Genomic DNA, 16,327 nt, shown 5'->3' with positions numbered 1-16,327 from the left:
TTGCACTCGACAGCTCCTACAGGGGGAGGCGCGGTTTTTTTTGTACAACGACTTACGCGGTAACCGTGCATGACATACGACTACATCATCGCTGGCGCCGGCGCAGCAGGCTGCGTTCTGGCCAATCGCCTCTCGGCTTCCGGGAAACACACGGTGCTGCTGCTGGAAGCGGGCGGGAAAGACTCGTCCTTCTGGTTCAAGATCCCGGTCGGCTTCGCCAAGATGTATTACAACCCGACCTTCAACTGGATGTACTACAGCCGCCCGCAAAAGCAACTGAACAACCGTGAGATCTATGCCCCGCGCGGCAAGGTGCAGGGTGGTTCGGGCTCGATCAACGCGATGATCTACGTGCGTGGACAGGCCCATGACTTCGATGACTGGGCGGCCAACGGCAACGACGGCTGGGGCTTCAAGGACGTGCTGCCGTACTTTCGCAAGCTGGAAAACCACCCGCTGGGTGACAGCGATTACCACGGCGGCAGCGGCCCGATCAGCATCACTCCGATGAAGGGCCAGACCCATCCGATCTGCGATGTGTTCCTCAAGGGCTGCGATGAACTGGGCTACCCCATCAGCGACGACTTCAACGGGCCGAAATTCGAAGGTGCGGGCATCTACGACGTCAACACCCGCGACGGCCAGCGTTGCTCCAGCAGCTTCGCCCATTTGCACCCGGCATTGAGCCGACCGAACCTGACGGTCGAGCATTTTGCCCTGGTCGACCGGGTACTGTTCGACGACCGGCAACGTGCTACCGGGGTTTCCATCACCCAGCACGGCGTGGTGCGCACTTTCAGCGCCAACAAGGAAGTGATCCTCTGCGCCGGTGCCGTGGACACGCCGAAGATCCTGCAACTGTCCGGCGTGGCCGATCAGGCGCTGCTGGCCAGGCACAACATCCCGCTGGTCAAGCACCTGCCGGCGGTGGGGCAGAACCTGCAGGACCACCTGTGCGCCAGTTACTACTACAAGGCCAACATCCCGACGCTGAACGACCAGCTCAGTTCGCTGTTCGGCCAGTTCAAACTGGGCCTGAAGTACCTGTTTACCCGCAAGGGCGCGCTGGCGATGAGCGTCAACCAGGCCGGCGGGTTCTTCCGTGGCGACGGGCAGCAGACCAACCCGAATTTGCAGCTGTACTTCAACCCGCTGTCGTACCAGATCCCGAAGAACAACAAGGCCAGTCTCAAGCCCGAGCCGTACTCAGGCTTCCTGCTGTGCTTCAACCCGTGCCGGCCGACCAGTCGCGGGCATATCGAAATCGCCTCGAAAAACCCGCGGGATGCGGCGCTGATCGACCCCAATTACCTGAGCACCCAGAAGGACATCGACGAGGTGATCCAGGGCAGCCGCCTGATGCGCAAGATCATGCAGGCGCCGGCGCTCAAGGGCATCACCGTCGAAGAGGTGTTGCCGGGACCGGTGGTCGAAACCGACGAGCAGATGCTGCAGTACTTCCGTGAAAACAGTGGCTCGATCTACCACTTGTGCGGTTCCTGCGCCATGGGCCCGGACGAGCAGAAATCGGTGGTGGACAAGCGCCTCAAGGTCCACGGACTGGACGGATTGCGCATCGTCGATGCGTCGATTTTCCCCAACGTGACATCGGGCAACACCCACGCCGCCGTGTTGATGGTGGCGGAAAAGGGCGCCGACCTGATCCTGCAGGACGCGTGATGCCGGTCACCTGGTTGTATCAAAAATGAATTTCCGCGGTCTGCGCTGCTCATACCTTTAGGCAGCGGATCCAATTCCGCGAAATCATTGAGGCAATCAGGGAGCGGCACGGTCATGAGTCGAGTACCGACGGCGGACGGACATCGTCCTGGCGGGTTGATTCTGGTGGTCGAGGACGACCCGCTGATCCTGGAGTTTCTCTGTGAGATTCTTCAGGAGGAGGGTTTTGTCGTCGAGCCGCACAGCAGTGCGGATGCGGCAGCGGTCTATCTGGAGCAGCATGCGCCGCAGGTGGGCATGCTGCTGACAGACATCACCATGCCCGGCACGCTCAATGGCGCGGACTTGGCCAACCAGTTCGGCGATCGCTGGCCGGACAAGCCGATCATGATCATGTCCGGTTTCGAAACCCCTGAAAGCTCAGGGGTGCGGCACGCGGTCTCGTTCATCAAGAAGCCCTGGATGATCGGTGGGCTGCTCGATTGTGTGAGCCAGGCCTTCAAGTCCAAACGACTCAACTGAGCCGTTCGCAGATGCTACATTGCCGGGCACATCCGTCCGGCAGCTGCGAGGTTCCTTTCCTTGTCCGATCACCCTGTATTCAACTCGACTTACCGTGCCTTTCTGTTCGACATGGACGGCACCGTCCTGACGTCCATTGCCGCTGCCGAGCGGGTCTGGACCACTTGGGCCGTGCGCCATGGTGTCGATGTCGAGTCCTTCCTGCCGACCATTCACGGCGCCCGCGCCATCGACACCATCCGGCGCCTGGGCTTGCCCGGGGTGGATGCCGAGGCCGAAGCCGCGTGGATCACCGAAGCGGAAATCGACGACGTCGACGGGGTCTTCGAAGTGGCGGGCGCGGCGAAATTCCTGCGGTCCTTGCCGGCCAGACAGTGGGCCATCGTCACCTCCGCGCCACGGGAGCTGGCGCTGCGGCGGATGGCGGCGGCGGGGATTCCCGAGCCTGAGGTGATGATCACCGCCGAGGATGTGAGTGCCGGCAAGCCTGACCCCGCGGGATATCGACTCGCGGCCCGGCGCCTGGGCGTGGAGCCTGGGCAGTGCCTGGTTTTTGAAGATGCCACGGTGGGGATTCTGGCGGCTGAAGCGGCGGGGGCGGATTTGATTATTGTCACGGCGACCCATGAGCAGCCGATCGAGACGGTGCATGGGACGTTGGCAAGTTATGAATCGGTGCGGGTTCTGGTGGATGCCGCAGGTCTGCGCCTGCACGCGGTCTAATGTGGGAGCGAGCCTGCTCGCGAAGACGTCGTGTCAGCGGCTATTGATGTTGGCTGACACACCGCTTTCGCGAGCAGGCTCGCTCCCACAGGGGATATGTGGCATTCAGTAGAGTCCCGGAACCAACCGCCAGGTGCGGGCGCAATAGGCTTCGTATTCGCTGCCGAACTGCGCCCTGAGCAAGGCTTCTTCCGAGTGAATCCGGGCAATCAGCGGGATCAGGGTCAATGCCGCCAGCAGCAGACCGACCCCCGAGCGAAACGCCAGTGCCCAGCCCACGGCGATGACCATCATCCCCAGGTAACTGGGGTTGCGCAGGCGCCGGTAAATGCCCTCGGTGACCAGTCGGTGCCCCGGCTGGATCGCCACCAGCCCGCTGAAGCGCTTGCCCAGCACAAACACCGGCCACAACCGCAGCGCGCCGCCCGCGATGAATAACAGGGCCCCGAACCAGCGCACGCCTTCACCTCCAAAGGTCCAGAAATCGATGCGGTCGGTATAGGCCGGCACAAAGCCGCTGAGCACGCCGATCACGCCGAAGACCGGGAGGACCCAGCGATTGGCCCGGTCTTCGCGTTCTCCCGAACTCAGGTTGACCTCGGTAAACAGCGATGCGACAGCCATGACCAGGGTGGCCAGGGCGACGACAACCAGTGAGCCGTGGCTGAAGTAAGCCGCGAAACCGCCCAGTCCCCAGATCGCCAGGGCGAGGTAGGCGAGGGTGCTGACGACGGCGAAAAACGCCAGTTTGGCCGAGATTTTCATGGCGCCTCCAAAAAAGACCTCCGGTATGTTCAGTGTAGATACCGAGTGTTCCCACGCAGAGCGAGGGGGCGATCAAATCACCTCTGCCCGCGCATTGCGCCGGATCACCTGGGGCGGTTGTCCGAACACCCGCAGGAAGGTTTCGCGCATGCGTCGGCGGTCGGTGAACCCGGTTTCCACGGCGATCTGGTCGAGGGTCAGGCGTCCGCGCTCGAGCATCTGTCGCGCCGCTTCCAGACGCAGGTTCTCGATGGCCTTGGCCGGCGATTGCCCGGTTTCGGCGCGAAACGCCCGGCTGAATTGCCGGGGGCTGAGGTTGGCCACTTGTGCCAGTTGCTCCACCGAAAGGGGCTGGGCGAGGTGTTCCCGGGCGTAGCCGAGCACGGTTTGTATGCGGTCGGATTTCGGCGCCAGTTCCAGCAGCGCCGAATGCTGCGACTGGCCGCCGGCGCGGCGGTGGTACATCACCAGTTTCTGCGCCACGGCCCGGGCCAGCTCGGCGCCGTGGTCCTTTTCCACCATGGCCAGTGCGAGGTCGATACCTGCGGTCATGCCGGCGGACGTCCAGATCGAACCGTCGATCACGTAGATGCGATCAGCCTCGACCTTGATCGCCGGAAACCGCGCCTGCAGTTCCCGGGCGTAGGCCCAGTGGGTGGTGGCCCGCCGTCCGTCGAGCAAGCCGGCCTGGGCCATGACGAACGCCCCGGAGCAGATCGACGCCGTGCGGCGCGCGCTGTGGATGCTGGCCTTCAGGTAGTCCAGCACGGCCTCGGGCGCCTGCTCGACGATCGAGTCGCCGCCGACCACGATGACGGTGTCGAACACGCGCCCGTCGAAGGCCTCGGTGCAAACGCTCAAGCCACCCGAGGCGCGCAGGTTGTGACCGTTTTCCGACAGCACGCGCACGTCATACAGGGGCTGTGCGGCACTGAAGTTGGCGTATTCGAACACCGGCATGGCGGCCAGTGCCATGGACTGGAAACCCTCGAAAACCACGAACGCCACGCTGATCATCGGCTTGTCCTCAAACGGTTATGTCCGAAAAACGTACTTTAAACGTCATTTGAGACAGGCGTAAGTCCCTTTATAACGGTCTGCACCCGGCGAATCTCTCGCCTTACCCTTGAGGAATTGCACCATGGCTCTCTCATCCAAAGGCACTGCACTGATCACCGGCGCTTCTTCGGGCATTGGCGCGGTGTATGCCGACCGCCTGGCCCGCCAGGGTTACGACCTGATCCTGGTAGCCCGCAGCCGGAGCAGACTCAATGCCCTGGCCAAGCATTTGAGCGACCAGACCGGGCGCAGCGTGGAGGTGGTGGCCGCCGACCTGACGAACAAGGCGGATTCGCTGCGGGTCGAACAGATCCTGCGCAACGACGCCAGCATCACCCTGCTGGTCAACAACGCCGGGGTCGGTGGCGTCATGCCGCTGCTGGCCAGCCCCGTGGACGACATGGAGGCGATGGTCAGCCTCAACGTGACGGCGTTGATGCGCCTGGCCTACGCCGCTGTACCCGGCTTCGTTGCCCGGGGCGTCGGCACCCTGGTCAATATCGCCTCCATCGTCGCCATCGCCCCGGAAATCCTCAACGGCGTGTACGGCGGGACCAAGGCGTTCGTCCTGGCCCTGAGCCAGTCGATGCAGCATGAACTGGCGGACAAAGGCGTACGCGTCCAGGCGGTGTTGCCGGGGGCGACCGCCACCGATTTCTGGAGCGAGGCCGGCAACCCGGTGGAAAATCTGCCGCAGGAGATCGTGATGTCCGCCGAAGACATGGTCGATGCCGCGCTCGCTGGCCTGGCGGCCGGTGAAACAGTGACCATCCCGGGCCTGCACGATGGCAGCCAGTGGGATCGTCACGAAGCCCAGCGCAAGACGCTGTCCGGGTTGTTTGGCAATAGCGTGGCGGCGCCGCGTTATCGCTGAGACTGCCCCCGGACCGGGTGAACTAAACTTGCATGAGAGGACCGTTCACCGCTGGCTCGTCGACCTGTCTGGCGAGCCGGTGGCGTGTAACAGGAACCGACATGCTGCACATCCGCACGCCTTTGATCCTGCACCCCGGCCTGTCGACCCCGACCCGCCGCATCTGGCTGAAACTGGAAAACCTGCAACCGGGCGGCTCGTTCAAAATACGCGGCATCGGCTTGCTGTGCAGCCGGGCGGCGCAGCAGGGCAAGCGCAAGGTGGTCTGTCCCTCCGGCGGTAACGCGGGACTGGCCACGGCCATGGCCGCGGCATGCCTGGGGCTCAAGGCCTGCATCGTGGTGCCGCACACTACCCCGCACAGCACCCGGGCGCGGATCAGCAAGACCGGCGCCGAGGTGATCGAGCACGGCAAGGTCTGGGACGAAGCCAATCAACGGGCCCGGGAACTCGCCCAGGACCCACGCAGTGAATTCGTGCCGGCCTTCGACCACCCGGTGTTGTGGGAAGGGCACAGCACGATGGTCGATGAAATCCTTGCCGACTGCCCGCCAGTGGACGTGCTGGTGGCATCGGTGGGCGGCGGTGGCTTGCTGGCCGGCCTGCTCACCGGCCTGATTCGTCATCGGCACACCGATTGCCGCATCGTCGCCTGCGAGACCGAAGGCGCGGCGTCGTTCGCCGCGGCAGTCGCGGCCGGGCACCCGGTCAGATTGCCGAAAATCGACACGGTTGCCACGTCCCTGGGGGCCGCGCAAGTGGCCGCCTGGCCGGTCAGGCACATCGGCGATTTCCCCTATGAGTGCGTAGTGCTCAGTGATGATGAAGCGATCATGGGCGTGGTGCGTTACGCCAATGATTTGCGTCAGCTGGTCGAGCCGGCGTGCGGCGTTTCATTGGCGACCGCCTACCTGGATCACCCGGCGATTGCCGACGCCCATGACGTGGTGATCGTGGTGTGTGGCGGGGTGAGTATCAACGCGCAACTCGTGGCCGGGTGGGCACGCATGTCCACTGACATACACGCGAGGCAGGGCTGGAAACGCTATCCCGGTGTCACAAGCCCCACCGCTGGCGATGACGGTCTTCAGTGATCGGCGGCAACGCCTTCCTGGACGAGGATGGCGCGGGCCAGGTCTTCGTCGCTTGCGTTGTTGAGGGCGGGATTGTCCTGACGGATCTTTTTCAACACCGACTCCAGGTAAGCACCACGAATCGCACCGCCGCTGGCGACGAAGCTGGAGGCGTCATCCCGGGCGGGAATCATGAGTTTGTCGTCTTTGAATGTTGAGTACAGCGAGGCGGAAACCCCGGCCGAGGTAGCGACATCTTTGGCATCCACATCGGCCAGAGCCGAACCTGCGGGTAAACAAAGTACCAGTGCAGAGATGATTAATAGGCGGCGCATGACGGTGTCCTCCGACAGCCTGAAGCATAAGGGATGTACCACATAGTTTAGGATACGTGGCAGTCGACGAGAGTTCCGTGGAGAGAGCTCTGTGACGTCGCCGCCGAGAACAGGTGTGGGAGGCAGGGTCGTTGAGCGTCGATATTCAAAGCGTGGTGATCGGGGCCGGCGTCGTCGGGTTGGCGGTGGCCAGGTGCCTGGCCATGAGCGGGCGGGACGTGCTGGTCGTCGAGGCCGGGGCGGGCATCGGCACGGGCATCAGCTCGCGCAACTCGGAGGTGATTCATGCCGGTATCTATTACCCGGAAGGCAGCCTCAAGGCGCGGTTTTGCGTGGAGGGCAAGCAGCGTCTATACGCTTTTTGCGATGAGCACGCCGTTGAATACCGGCGCGTCGGCAAGCTGATCGTGGCCACCGATGCGCAACAGCGCTCGGCGTTGCAGCGTCTGTTGGAGCAAGGGCGGCTTAATGGTGTCGATGACCTGCAATGGCTCGACAGCGCACAGGCCCGCGAGCTCGAGCCGGCGTTGTCGTGCGTCGCGGCACTGTGGTCGCCCTCTACTGGCATCGTCGATTCCCACGGGCTGATGCTGGCACTTCAGGGCGACGCCGAGCGGTTCGGTGCGACGCTGGCCTTGCGCACGCCGTTGCTGTCGGCCCTGTGCCTCGACCAGGGCTTCGAGCTGCACATGGGCGGCAGCCAACCCATGACCCTGCGCTGCCGCGAAGTGATCAACTGCGCGGGGCTGTCCGCTCCCGAGGTGGCGCGCGCTATCGTCGGTCTGCCTGCACAGTGCGTTCCCCAGGCGCATCTGTGCAAGGGCAGTTATTTCAGTCTCAGCGGCCGGGCACCCTTTCGGCACCTGGTGTATCCGGCCCCGGAGAGTGCGGGACTGGGCGTGCACATGACGCTCGACCTGGGCGGGCAGGCGCGCTTCGGGCCGGATGTCGAATGGGTCGAGCACATTGATTACCGCGTCGAACCCCGTCGGGCCGAGGGTTTTTATCAGGCGATCCGCCGTTATTGGCCGGGTTTGCCGGACAACAGCCTGCAACCGGCCTACAGCGGCATTCGCCCGAAAATCAGCGGGCCGACCGAGCCGGCCGCCGATTTTCTCGTCAGCGGATGCGCCGAACATGGCGTGCCGGGGCTGGTGAATCTGTTCGGCATCGAGTCACCGGGGCTGACCAGTTGCCTGGCGCTTGCCGAGTACGTGGTGAAACGCCTCGACGACCGATGATCAGTGCTGGCCCTGCCTTGCGGGCATCGGGTCTATGCTAGGGAGTGCGCTTACTGCCATCGGAGACCTCTGATGATCACTGTACGCACTGCCTGCCTGCTGGCCGATTACAAACGCTGGGCCAATCAGCGTCTGTTTGACAGCCTTGCGGCGCTTCCTCCGGGCGAAGTCAAAAAACAACGGGTGTCAGTGTTCAACAACATGATCGGCACCCTCAATCATGTCTACGTGGTGGATTGCATCTGGCGGGCGCACCTTGAAGGCCGGGGACACGGTTTCAAGACCTCCCACGATCTGCTGCATGCCGACCTGTCCGAACTGCGCCAGGCGCAAAAAGAGATCGATCGCTGGTACTGCGACTGGAGCGCCCGGCAAACCGATGCCTCCCTGGACAAGCCGGTGGAGTTCACCTTTGTCTCGGGCGAAAGCGGCACCATGAGCGCCGGCGCGATGCTGATGCATGTGGTCAACCACGCCAGCTATCACCGCGGCTGGGTGGTGCAGATGTACTTCGAGATTCCGGCCATGCCACCGGTGACCGACATGCCGGTGTACCTGCGCGAATCCGAGCCGGTGCTCCTGCAGTCGATCAATGCCCCGACGGTGGCGCCGCCATGTGTTGTGCAATTTTCGAACGCAACCAGCGTTCTGCCGGATCGTTATCGCTGACCCCGTTCCAGACCATCGACAGTTCGGACAGGTTGATCTCAAAGGGCGCATCGTCCGCCCGTAACTGGCTGCTGCCTTCGATCAGCGCACTGGCCGCGTAATCCGGTACGGTGGCGAGCATGTCAGTCCCCGCCAGCAAGGCCCGCAAGCCCGCGAACTGTGGCACCGCCAGCACCACCCGGCGCGAACGGCCGATGCGGGCCAGGTCATTGTCGATGGATCCGCTCAGATCCCCGGAAAACGACACCAGTGCGTGAGGGCGTTCGCAGAACTCGTCGAGGGTCAACGGGCCGGGACGGTCATCGCCGCGCAGGATCTTCACACTCAGGTCGCGCAGTTTCTTGCGCTTGGCGTTGGCCGGCAATTCCGTGGTGTAGCTGATACCGACGGAAATCTCGCCACTGGCCAGCATCGACGACATCAGCAGGAAATTCACCCGGCGCACCACCACCACAACGTTCTGCGCCTCCTCGCGAATCTGCTTGAGCAGCGGCGGAAAGAGCCCGAATTCGGCGTCGTCGGACAAGCCGATGCGAAACACATCGCGACTGGTGGAGGGCTCGAAATCCTTGGCCCGGCTGACCGCCCCGGAAATGGTGTCCATCGCCGGCTGCAACTCCTTGAGAATCTGCAACGCCCGCGGAGTCGGCTCCAGGGTTCGACCGTTGCGCACCAGCAACGGGTCGTCGAACAGATCGCGCAACTTGGCCAGTGACGCACTGACAGCGGGTTGACCGAGAAACAGTTTTTCCCCGGCCCGGGTCAGGTTCTTCTCGAACATCAGGGTTTCGAAAATCACCAGCAGGTTCATGTCCACGCGGCGCAGGTCATTGCGGTTCATTGTGGCGGGCTCGGTGGGGGTGGGTTTTTTCAGTAAAGCAGCAAACCCTGCGGAATCTAGGGTTCGCTGAATACCTGTGGGAGCGAGCTTGCTCGCGATTGCGGTGCATCAGGCACATCATCGTTTACTGATGCTCCCTCATCGCGAGCAAGCTCGCTCCCACAGGTTCGGCGCTTTATTCAGACGGATCAAGTCGATCCAGCGCCCGGTTCACTGCCAACTCACCCAGCATGATGACCTGAGCAATGCCCAGCAGCGTGTTGCGATGCGAGCCCTCCAGAAAACCCGCCAGATCGTTGGTCATCACATTGGCCGAGGCCAGTGATTCGCAGGCGTGGGCCAGCAGGGTTTCGGTGTCGAGGTCGGGGTTGATGGTGAACATCGTGGACGGTTTGTGGGGCGTGGCCATGATGTTGGCGGCGGGGTTGAGGTAGTGATTGAGGGCGTGTTCGGCGGCTTCGTGGAATGGCTTGGCGTCGGGGCTTGCGTAGGGGGAGGCTGGATCGGTTTCTGGCGGGTTGGGTGTTGGTTTGATCATCGATAGAACTCCAGTACTGTAAAAAATGGAGCCATCACTTTCGCTACCAAACGAAGGGCGGTGGCCATGCACAGGTTGGTAGACCGGAGTACTGGAACCGGCGCCCCCGAAGAGGCCCTGCGCATGACGACCATAAAAGCAGCAACTGCTTGAAGTGGCGCTACGCGCAGTACTCCGGGCTACCAAACCCGATCGCTGTTTTTCAGCGACCGGCTAACGATAAAGCCCGGACCCAAGGCGCGTAAGCCGGCGGATTCTGGCGTAACCGTAGGCAATGACGCAAGGCGCTGTAGCTTTCATCAAGTAACGCTGACAGCCGTTAAACAAGGTCGGTCAGTCGATGTTTAATATGCGGTTGTCACGACAAAAACATGGCTTTGGGCGTAGCACGAAACCTGTGGGAGCGGGCTTGCTCGCGAAAGCGGTGTGTCAGTCGACAACATTGCTGGCAATGCCGACGCCTTCGCGAGCAAGCCCGCTCCCACAGGTTCATGGGGTGGATTCAGGCTCGGTCAACATTTTGCGGAAGGTCTCCACCAACGGCCGCAAATTGATCCGGTGCCACGCCGCCCACAGCGGTCGGGTGAGGGAAATCCATGGCACTTCCCGCAGCACCACGCCCGGCGGTGCGTTGCGGCTCAAGCCTTTCTGGATCATGGCGATGCCCAGTCCCGAGGCCACCAGTGCCATGGCGGTGAACGGGCCGGTGGCTTCCATGCGGATATCCGGGGTGAAGCCGGCGCGGATGCAGGCGCTGACGAAGTTTTCGCGGCTGGCGACATTCTGGTGTTGCACGCCAATCCACTCCTGACCGGCGAGGTCCGCCGGGGTCAACACGGCCTGTTGTGCCAGCGGATGGTGCTCGGGCAGGGCCAGCAGCATCGGGTCGTCCAGCACCTGAAAACCCAGCAGGTCCGGGTCGTCTTCGGTCGGTGGTTCGCTGACCAGGGCGATGTCCAGGCTTCGCTGGCGCAAGCCTTCGAGTTGTTCGGCCGAGCGCAGGTTGTACAGCGCCACATGCACGTTCGGCCGGTTGACCCGCAGCACGCGCAAGGCATTGGGCAGCACGCCGGCATGCATGGCATTTTCGATGTAGCCGATGCACAGGCCGCCTTCCTCGCCGCGCCCCAGGCGTTTCCCGAGGGATTCCAGGCGATTGGCGTGGGTCAGCAGGGCGCGGGTTTCGGCGAGGAAAGTCTGGCCGTCGCGGGTCAGGCGGATGCGTTGCTGGCTGCGCTCGAACAGGGTCAGGCCCAGGCGCTCTTCGAGCTGGGCGATCTGCCGGCTCAGGGGCGACTGGGATATGTGCAGGCGTTCGGCGGCGCGCCCGACGTGTTCTTCCTCGGCGACGGCGACGAAGTAGCGCAATTGGCGGATGTCGATCATGTCAGACCTTCAAGGACTCAAGTGCTGCACATTATGTCTTGGACGGTCCGATGCTCGCAATCTAGGATCGGCTCAACGGTCAGCCACCTGACCTCTGATACTCAAGAGGATTCACCATGAGCTTGAAAGACAAACTGCCCGGCACGCTGGGTTTGGGCACCGCACCACTGGGCAACATGTTCCGCGCCATTCCCGAGGACGAGGCAATGGCCACCGTCCATGCCGCCTGGGACGCCGGCGTGCGTTACTTCGATACCGCGCCGTTCTACGGTTCCGGCCTGTCGGAAATTCGCCTCGGCGCCGCATTGGCCCGCTACAACCGCGACGACTACGTACTGAGCAGCAAGGTCGGCCGGGTGATCCTCGATGAAGTCGAAGACACCGCCGCCCGTGACCTGGGCGAGAAGAGCGGGGTGTTCGAGCACGGCCTGCCGAACAAAATCGTCAACGACTACAGCGCCGACGCGACCCTGCGTTCCATCGAAGACAGCCTCAAGCGCCTGCAAACCGATCGCCTGGACATCGTCTGGGTCCACGATATCGCCCAGGATTTCTACGGCGATCAATGGCTGGAGTACTTCAACCAGGCCCGCACCGGCGCGTTCAAAGTGCTGACACGCTTGCGCGAGGAGGGCGTGATCAAGGGCTGGGGCCTGGGGGTGAACAAGGTCGAACCCTGCGAACTGACCCTTGATCTGAGCGAAGCGCAGCCGGACGGTTTTCTGCTGGCGGGTCGCTACACTCTTCTGGACCATGATCGCGCCTTGCAGCGTTTGATGGACGCCGCCCTGGCGCAGCAGGTCGAAATCGTGGTCGGCGGTCCTTACAGCTCGGGCATCCTGGCCGGTGGCGCGCACTTCGAATACCAGAAGGCCAGCCCGGCGATCATCGACAAGGTCGAGCAGATCAAGCGTATCGCGGCGGCCCATGGCGTCGACGTCAAGGCCGCAGCCTTGCAGTTTTCGCTGGCTAACCCGGCAGTCGCCGCGGTGATTCCGGGTTCCAGCCGTCCGCAGCGGATTGCCGAAGACGTGGCCGCGCTGTCGGCGGTGATACCCGCTGCTTTCTGGCAGGCGTTGCGTGAGGCGAAGCTGGTCTCCGAGCGCGCGCCCTTGCCCCTCATTGGAGCTTGAACATGAAGATTGATTTGAGTGGAAAACTGGCAATCGTCAGCGGCAGTACCGCCGGCATCGGCCTGGGCATCAGCCAGGCATTGGCCGAGGCGGGCGCCACGGTGGTGGTGATCGGCCGCGATACGGCCAAGGTCGAGCAGGCACTGGCGAGCATCCGTCAGCGTGTTCCAGCTGCGCAATTGCGTGGCGTGACCGCCGACCTGGGCACCGCCGAAGGCGCCGAAAAACTGTTTGCCGCCGAACCTCGGGCAGACATCCTGGTGAACAACCTCGGGATCTTCAATACGGTGGACTTCTACGACGCCCCGGACAGTGAGTGGACGCGCTTCTACGAGGTCAACGTGATCTCCGGTGTGCGCCTGTCCCGGCACTACACACCGGGCATGGTCAAGCAGGGTTGGGGGCGGGTGATCTTCCTGTCTTCGGAATCCGGCGTGGCGACACCGGCGGACATGATCAACTATGGCGTGACCAAAAGCGCCAACCTGGCGGTGTCCCATGGCCTGGCCAAACGCCTGGCCGGCACCGGGGTGACGGTCAACGCGATCCTGCCCGGCCCGACCTTTACCGATGGCCTGGAAGACATGCTCAAGGACGCCACAGCCGAATCCGGGCGCAGCGCCCGGGACGAAGCCGATGCGTTCGTGCGCAAGGCCCGGCCGACGTCGATCATCCAGCGCGTGGCGGACGTCGAGGAGGTTGCCAATCTGGTGGCCTACATCGCTTCGCCGTTATCCTCGGCCACCACCGGTGCTGCCTTGCGGGTCGACGGCGGTGTCGTCGACAGCCTGGCCATCTGAACCTTATTGATTGGAGAAAGCATTTCATGGCAACTGCAACAGCCTTCATCGACATCCCGGCTTCGGCCGATCAGGTCTGGCAATTGATTGGCGGGTTCAACTCGCTGCCGGACTGGCTGCCGTTCATTCCCAGGAGCGAGCTCAGTGACGGCGGGCGCGTGCGCAGCCTGCAAACGGCGGATGGCGCGGTGGTGATCGAACGCCTGCAAACCTTCGACAACGCGGGCCGAACCTACAGCTACTCGATTGAGCAGGCACCCTTTCCGGCGATTGATTATCTGGCGACGATCAAGATCGAGGCACAAGGCGAGGGCGCGCGGGTGACCTGGTCCGGGCGGTTTGAACCGGTGGGCGTGAGCAATGAGGAAGTGGAGGCGTTGTTTACCGGGATTTATTCCGGCGGACTGCAAGCATTGCGGGCCAACTACCCGGGTTGATTCACCCAGCGGAAAACACCACCAATCCCCTGTGGGAGCGAGCTTGCTCGCGATAGCGGAGTGTCAGGCGATATATTTTTACCTGATACACCGTCATCGCGAGCAAGCTCGCTCCCACAGGGGGTGATCATTGTTTGTAAGAGTTTGTCAGGCCGGTGGAATCAAACTCTCCCGACAATCAAGCACCAGCCGCGCACCACCCAGTTCGCTGCTGCCCACCTCCAGCGTAAATCCGTGCAGGCTGACAATCGCCGCGACGATGGACAGGCCCAGCCCGAAGCCGGTCTTTTGATTGCCGGCCTCGGCGCGATAGAAACGCTGGAATACCGCTTCACGCTCTGCCTCGGGAATGCCGGGGCCTGAGTCGAGCACTTCGATCCGTGTATGCCCGCCAGCATTGACCCCGCGCAGGATCACCGCACCACCGGGCGGGGTGAACTTGATCGAGTTGCTGAGCAGGTTCGCCACAGCTTCGAACAGCAGCGCCCGGTCGCCATTGAGAGGTGGCAATGACGCGGGCAGGTGCAGTTGGAAAACCAGGCCGTCGTCTTCCGCCAGGGGCAGGTAGAACTCATGCAGTTCCTGCAGCAACGCCACGGGGTCCAGTTGCACGAAACCGGAGCGGCGCCGGCGATCTTCCAGTTCGGAAATCCGCAGCAGGCCACGGAAACGCGCCATCAGCGTGTCGGCCTCGGCCAGCACCAGGTCCAGTTGCATGGCCTGCGGCGAGCCTTCGCCGGCTTGCTGCTGCATGCGGTAAAGCTGCGCGCGCAGACGGGTCAGGGGCGTACGCAGGTCATGGGCGATGTTGTCGCACACGCCCTTGACCTCATGCATCAGGCGCTCGATGCGTTCGAGCATGGCGTTGACGATGGCGGCGAGCATGTCCAGTTCGTCACGCCGATTGGACAGTGGCAGGCGCCGGCTCAGGTCGCCCGCGACTATGGCTTCGGCACTGGCCTGGATCCCGCGGATGCGGCGCAACGGTCGGCGCCGCAGCAGATACCAGCCGACGATGCCCGGCAGGATGGTCAGGGTCACCCCCCAGAACAGCGCGTGCAGAATGATGCGGGTCACGGCGAACAGCGAACCGTTGTCGCGCACCAGCACCAGCCAGCGGCCGTCGAGGGTGCGGGTCGCCACGGCGTCGCAACTGTCGGCGGGCAGCGTCAGGTCATCATTGTCGCCGGAGGCATCGCAGTCGCGCAGCATGTGGATCTTGCCATCGAGCGGCAAGCCGTCCGGAATGTAGCGCAGGGCGCCACTGAGGTAACGGTGCCGGGCATCGAACAGGCCGTAGGCGTCGATGCCGCGGATGTCGAAGGTCATGCTGACGGCGAGGGCGTCCACCAGTTGCTCGCCCGAGAACCGCGAAAACAGGTGCTGGCGCTGCATCAGTGAGTGCTTGGCCAGGTTGTCCAGGTAAGCGGAAACCTCGTAGTACATGACCCCCATGAGGATCCCGCTCCAGATCACGAACAGTGAACTGTAGAGCGCCAGCAAACGGCTGCTGGAAGAGCGCCAGCCTTTAGACGGGTTCGGCAATGACATAACCGGAGCCTCGCACGGTCCGAATCAGTGGGACATTGCCAGGCGGGTCGATTTTCTTGCGCAGACGGCCAATGTGTACGTCGATCAGGTTGGTGCCGGGGTCGAAGTGGTAACCCCAGACTTCTTCGAAAATCATCATCCGCGAGAGGATTTGCCCGGTATTGCGCATCAGGAATTCCAGCAGTTTGTACTCGGTGGGCAACAGCGTCAGCAGTTGACCGTCGCGACTCGCTTCGTGGCTGATCAGGTTCAGCTCCAGGTCCGCCACCCGCAACGTGGTGGCCTGGGCGGTCATGGTGTTCTGCCGGCGCAGCAGGACTTCGACCCGGGCGGCCATTTCATCGGTGGCGAAGGGTTTGGTCAGGTAGTCGTCGCCGCCGGCGCGCAAGCCGCGTACGCGTTCATCGACGTCGGACAGTGCGCTGATCATCAGGATCGGTGTCGCCACGCCCATGGTCCGCAGCGTGGTGACAATCGCCAGGCCATCGAGCTCGGGCAACATGCGGTCGAGGGTGATCAGGTCATAGTTGCCGCTGACTGCCCGCTCCAGCCCTTCGCGGCCATTGTCGACCCAGTCGACGTCGAGGCCGTGGCTACTCAGTTCGGCGACAATTTCCCGGGCGGTCACGGCGTCGTCTTCGATGGTCAAGATGCGGGTCATAAGGCTGGCCTGATTTGCAGTTCAATACGAAGTTGCGAG

The 16,327-nt window shown here is 63.0% G+C and carries 18 protein-coding genes; 10 read left to right on the top strand and 8 right to left on the bottom strand.

The genetic code is table 11. The annotated features are described in order from the left end of the window. The first annotated feature begins 69 nt into the window (after positions 1 to 69). The 3 genes from KW838_RS04025 (at position 70) to KW838_RS04015 (ending at position 2,925) form a co-directional block, all read left to right on the top strand. Positions 70 to 1,680 carry a GMC family oxidoreductase gene (locus tag KW838_RS04025; RefSeq protein WP_218500474.1) on the top strand — a complete coding sequence of 537 codons (1,611 nt, stop codon included), beginning with the start codon at positions 70 to 72 and terminating at the stop codon, positions 1,678 to 1,680. Positions 1,681 to 1,794: 114 nt separating this feature from the next. Continuing rightward, complete coding sequence (locus tag KW838_RS04020) at positions 1,795 to 2,202, top strand: response regulator (protein ID WP_218500473.1); 408 nt, start codon at positions 1,795 to 1,797, stop codon at positions 2,200 to 2,202. 60 nt (positions 2,203 to 2,262) lie between these two features. Beyond that, positions 2,263 to 2,925 carry an HAD-IA family hydrolase gene (locus tag KW838_RS04015; protein WP_218500472.1) on the top strand — a complete coding sequence of 221 codons (663 nt, stop codon included), beginning with the start codon at positions 2,263 to 2,265 and terminating at the stop codon, positions 2,923 to 2,925. A gap of 105 nt (positions 2,926 to 3,030) precedes the next feature. Here the strand turns inward: KW838_RS04015 and KW838_RS04010 are convergent, their stop codons facing one another. Both KW838_RS04010 and KW838_RS04005 read right to left on the bottom strand, forming a co-directional pair. Beyond that, entirely contained in the window at positions 3,031 to 3,690 is a 660-nt protein-coding gene (locus tag KW838_RS04010) for an isoprenylcysteine carboxylmethyltransferase family protein (RefSeq protein WP_218500471.1), read from the bottom strand. A gap of 72 nt (positions 3,691 to 3,762) precedes the next feature. Then, the gene (locus tag KW838_RS04005) at positions 3,763 to 4,707 is read right to left on the bottom strand and encodes a GlxA family transcriptional regulator (RefSeq protein WP_218500470.1); all 945 of its coding nucleotides are present in this window, start codon (positions 4,705 to 4,707) and stop codon (positions 3,763 to 3,765) included. 124 nt (positions 4,708 to 4,831) lie between these two features. Here KW838_RS04005 and KW838_RS04000 point away from each other — a divergent pair, with 124 nt between their 5' ends. After that, a complete protein-coding gene (locus KW838_RS04000) occupies positions 4,832 to 5,623 on the top strand; it encodes an SDR family oxidoreductase (RefSeq protein WP_218500469.1) in 792 nt (263 codons plus the stop codon). A gap of 101 nt (positions 5,624 to 5,724) precedes the next feature. Further along, a complete protein-coding gene (locus KW838_RS03995; RefSeq protein ID WP_218500468.1) occupies positions 5,725 to 6,717 on the top strand; it encodes a pyridoxal-phosphate dependent enzyme in 993 nt (330 codons plus the stop codon). On the opposite strand, the gene KW838_RS03990 is transcribed toward KW838_RS03995, so the two are convergent. Then, on the bottom strand, positions 6,711 to 7,031 hold the full coding sequence (locus KW838_RS03990) for a DUF2388 domain-containing protein (RefSeq protein WP_218500467.1): 321 nt from the start codon (positions 7,029 to 7,031) through the stop codon (positions 6,711 to 6,713). The two genes, KW838_RS03995 and KW838_RS03990, sit on opposite strands and share 7 nt — an antisense overlap. Positions 7,032 to 7,162: 131 nt before the next feature. Between KW838_RS03990 and KW838_RS03985 the strand changes: the two genes are divergently transcribed. Both KW838_RS03985 and KW838_RS03980 read left to right on the top strand, forming a co-directional pair. Next, positions 7,163 to 8,272, top strand: a complete 1,110-nt coding sequence (locus KW838_RS03985) for an NAD(P)/FAD-dependent oxidoreductase (RefSeq protein WP_218500466.1) — start codon at positions 7,163 to 7,165, stop codon at positions 8,270 to 8,272. A 72-nt stretch (positions 8,273 to 8,344) separates the two neighbouring features. Next, a complete protein-coding gene (locus KW838_RS03980; protein WP_218500465.1) occupies positions 8,345 to 8,941 on the top strand; it encodes a DinB family protein in 597 nt (198 codons plus the stop codon). Here the strand turns inward: KW838_RS03980 and KW838_RS03975 are convergent. The 3 genes from KW838_RS03975 to KW838_RS03965 all read right to left on the bottom strand — a co-directional run bounded on the left by KW838_RS03975 (position 8,862) and on the right by KW838_RS03965 (position 11,706). After that, on the bottom strand, positions 8,862 to 9,782 hold the full coding sequence (locus KW838_RS03975) for a LysR family transcriptional regulator (protein WP_102701967.1): 921 nt from the start codon (positions 9,780 to 9,782) through the stop codon (positions 8,862 to 8,864). The two genes, KW838_RS03980 and KW838_RS03975, sit on opposite strands and share 80 nt — an antisense overlap. Positions 9,783 to 9,957: 175 nt before the next feature. Continuing rightward, positions 9,958 to 10,320: a DUF6124 family protein gene (locus KW838_RS03970; protein WP_218500464.1), complete on the bottom strand. Its 363-nt coding sequence runs from the start codon at positions 10,318 to 10,320 to the stop codon at positions 9,958 to 9,960. Positions 10,321 to 10,809: 489 nt separating this feature from the next. Then, entirely contained in the window at positions 10,810 to 11,706 is an 897-nt protein-coding gene (locus tag KW838_RS03965; RefSeq protein WP_102701969.1) for a LysR substrate-binding domain-containing protein, read from the bottom strand. A 116-nt stretch (positions 11,707 to 11,822) separates the two neighbouring features. On the opposite strand from KW838_RS03965, the gene KW838_RS03960 reads away from it, so the two are divergent. From KW838_RS03960 to KW838_RS03950, 3 genes are read left to right on the top strand one after another with little or no spacing between them, the layout of a single operon-like run. Continuing rightward, on the top strand, positions 11,823 to 12,839 hold the full coding sequence (locus KW838_RS03960) for an aldo/keto reductase (RefSeq protein ID WP_218500463.1): 1,017 nt from the start codon (positions 11,823 to 11,825) through the stop codon (positions 12,837 to 12,839). A gap of 2 nt (positions 12,840 to 12,841) precedes the next feature. Next, positions 12,842 to 13,639: an SDR family NAD(P)-dependent oxidoreductase gene (locus tag KW838_RS03955; protein ID WP_116583258.1), complete on the top strand. Its 798-nt coding sequence runs from the start codon at positions 12,842 to 12,844 to the stop codon at positions 13,637 to 13,639. Between the two features lie 26 nt (positions 13,640 to 13,665). Next, complete coding sequence (locus KW838_RS03950) at positions 13,666 to 14,076, top strand: SRPBCC family protein (protein ID WP_218500462.1); 411 nt, start codon at positions 13,666 to 13,668, stop codon at positions 14,074 to 14,076. 147 nt (positions 14,077 to 14,223) lie between these two features. On the opposite strand, the gene KW838_RS03945 is transcribed toward KW838_RS03950, so the two are convergent. Further along, a complete protein-coding gene (locus KW838_RS03945) occupies positions 14,224 to 15,627 on the bottom strand; it encodes a HAMP domain-containing sensor histidine kinase (RefSeq protein WP_218500461.1) in 1,404 nt (467 codons plus the stop codon). Continuing rightward, the gene (locus tag KW838_RS03940) at positions 15,605 to 16,288 is read right to left on the bottom strand and encodes a response regulator transcription factor (protein WP_218500460.1); all 684 of its coding nucleotides are present in this window, start codon (positions 16,286 to 16,288) and stop codon (positions 15,605 to 15,607) included. The genes KW838_RS03945 and KW838_RS03940 overlap by 23 nt, the downstream gene beginning before the upstream one ends. Positions 16,289 to 16,327 lie beyond the last annotated feature (39 nt).

Source organism: Pseudomonas sp. PDM27, assembly GCF_019219205.1.
GTDB classification, from domain to species: domain Bacteria; phylum Pseudomonadota; class Gammaproteobacteria; order Pseudomonadales; family Pseudomonadaceae; genus Aquipseudomonas; species Aquipseudomonas laurylsulfatiphila.
Note: the sequence above shows the minus strand (reverse complement) of the source record. Positions and strands in the feature narration are given on the sequence as shown.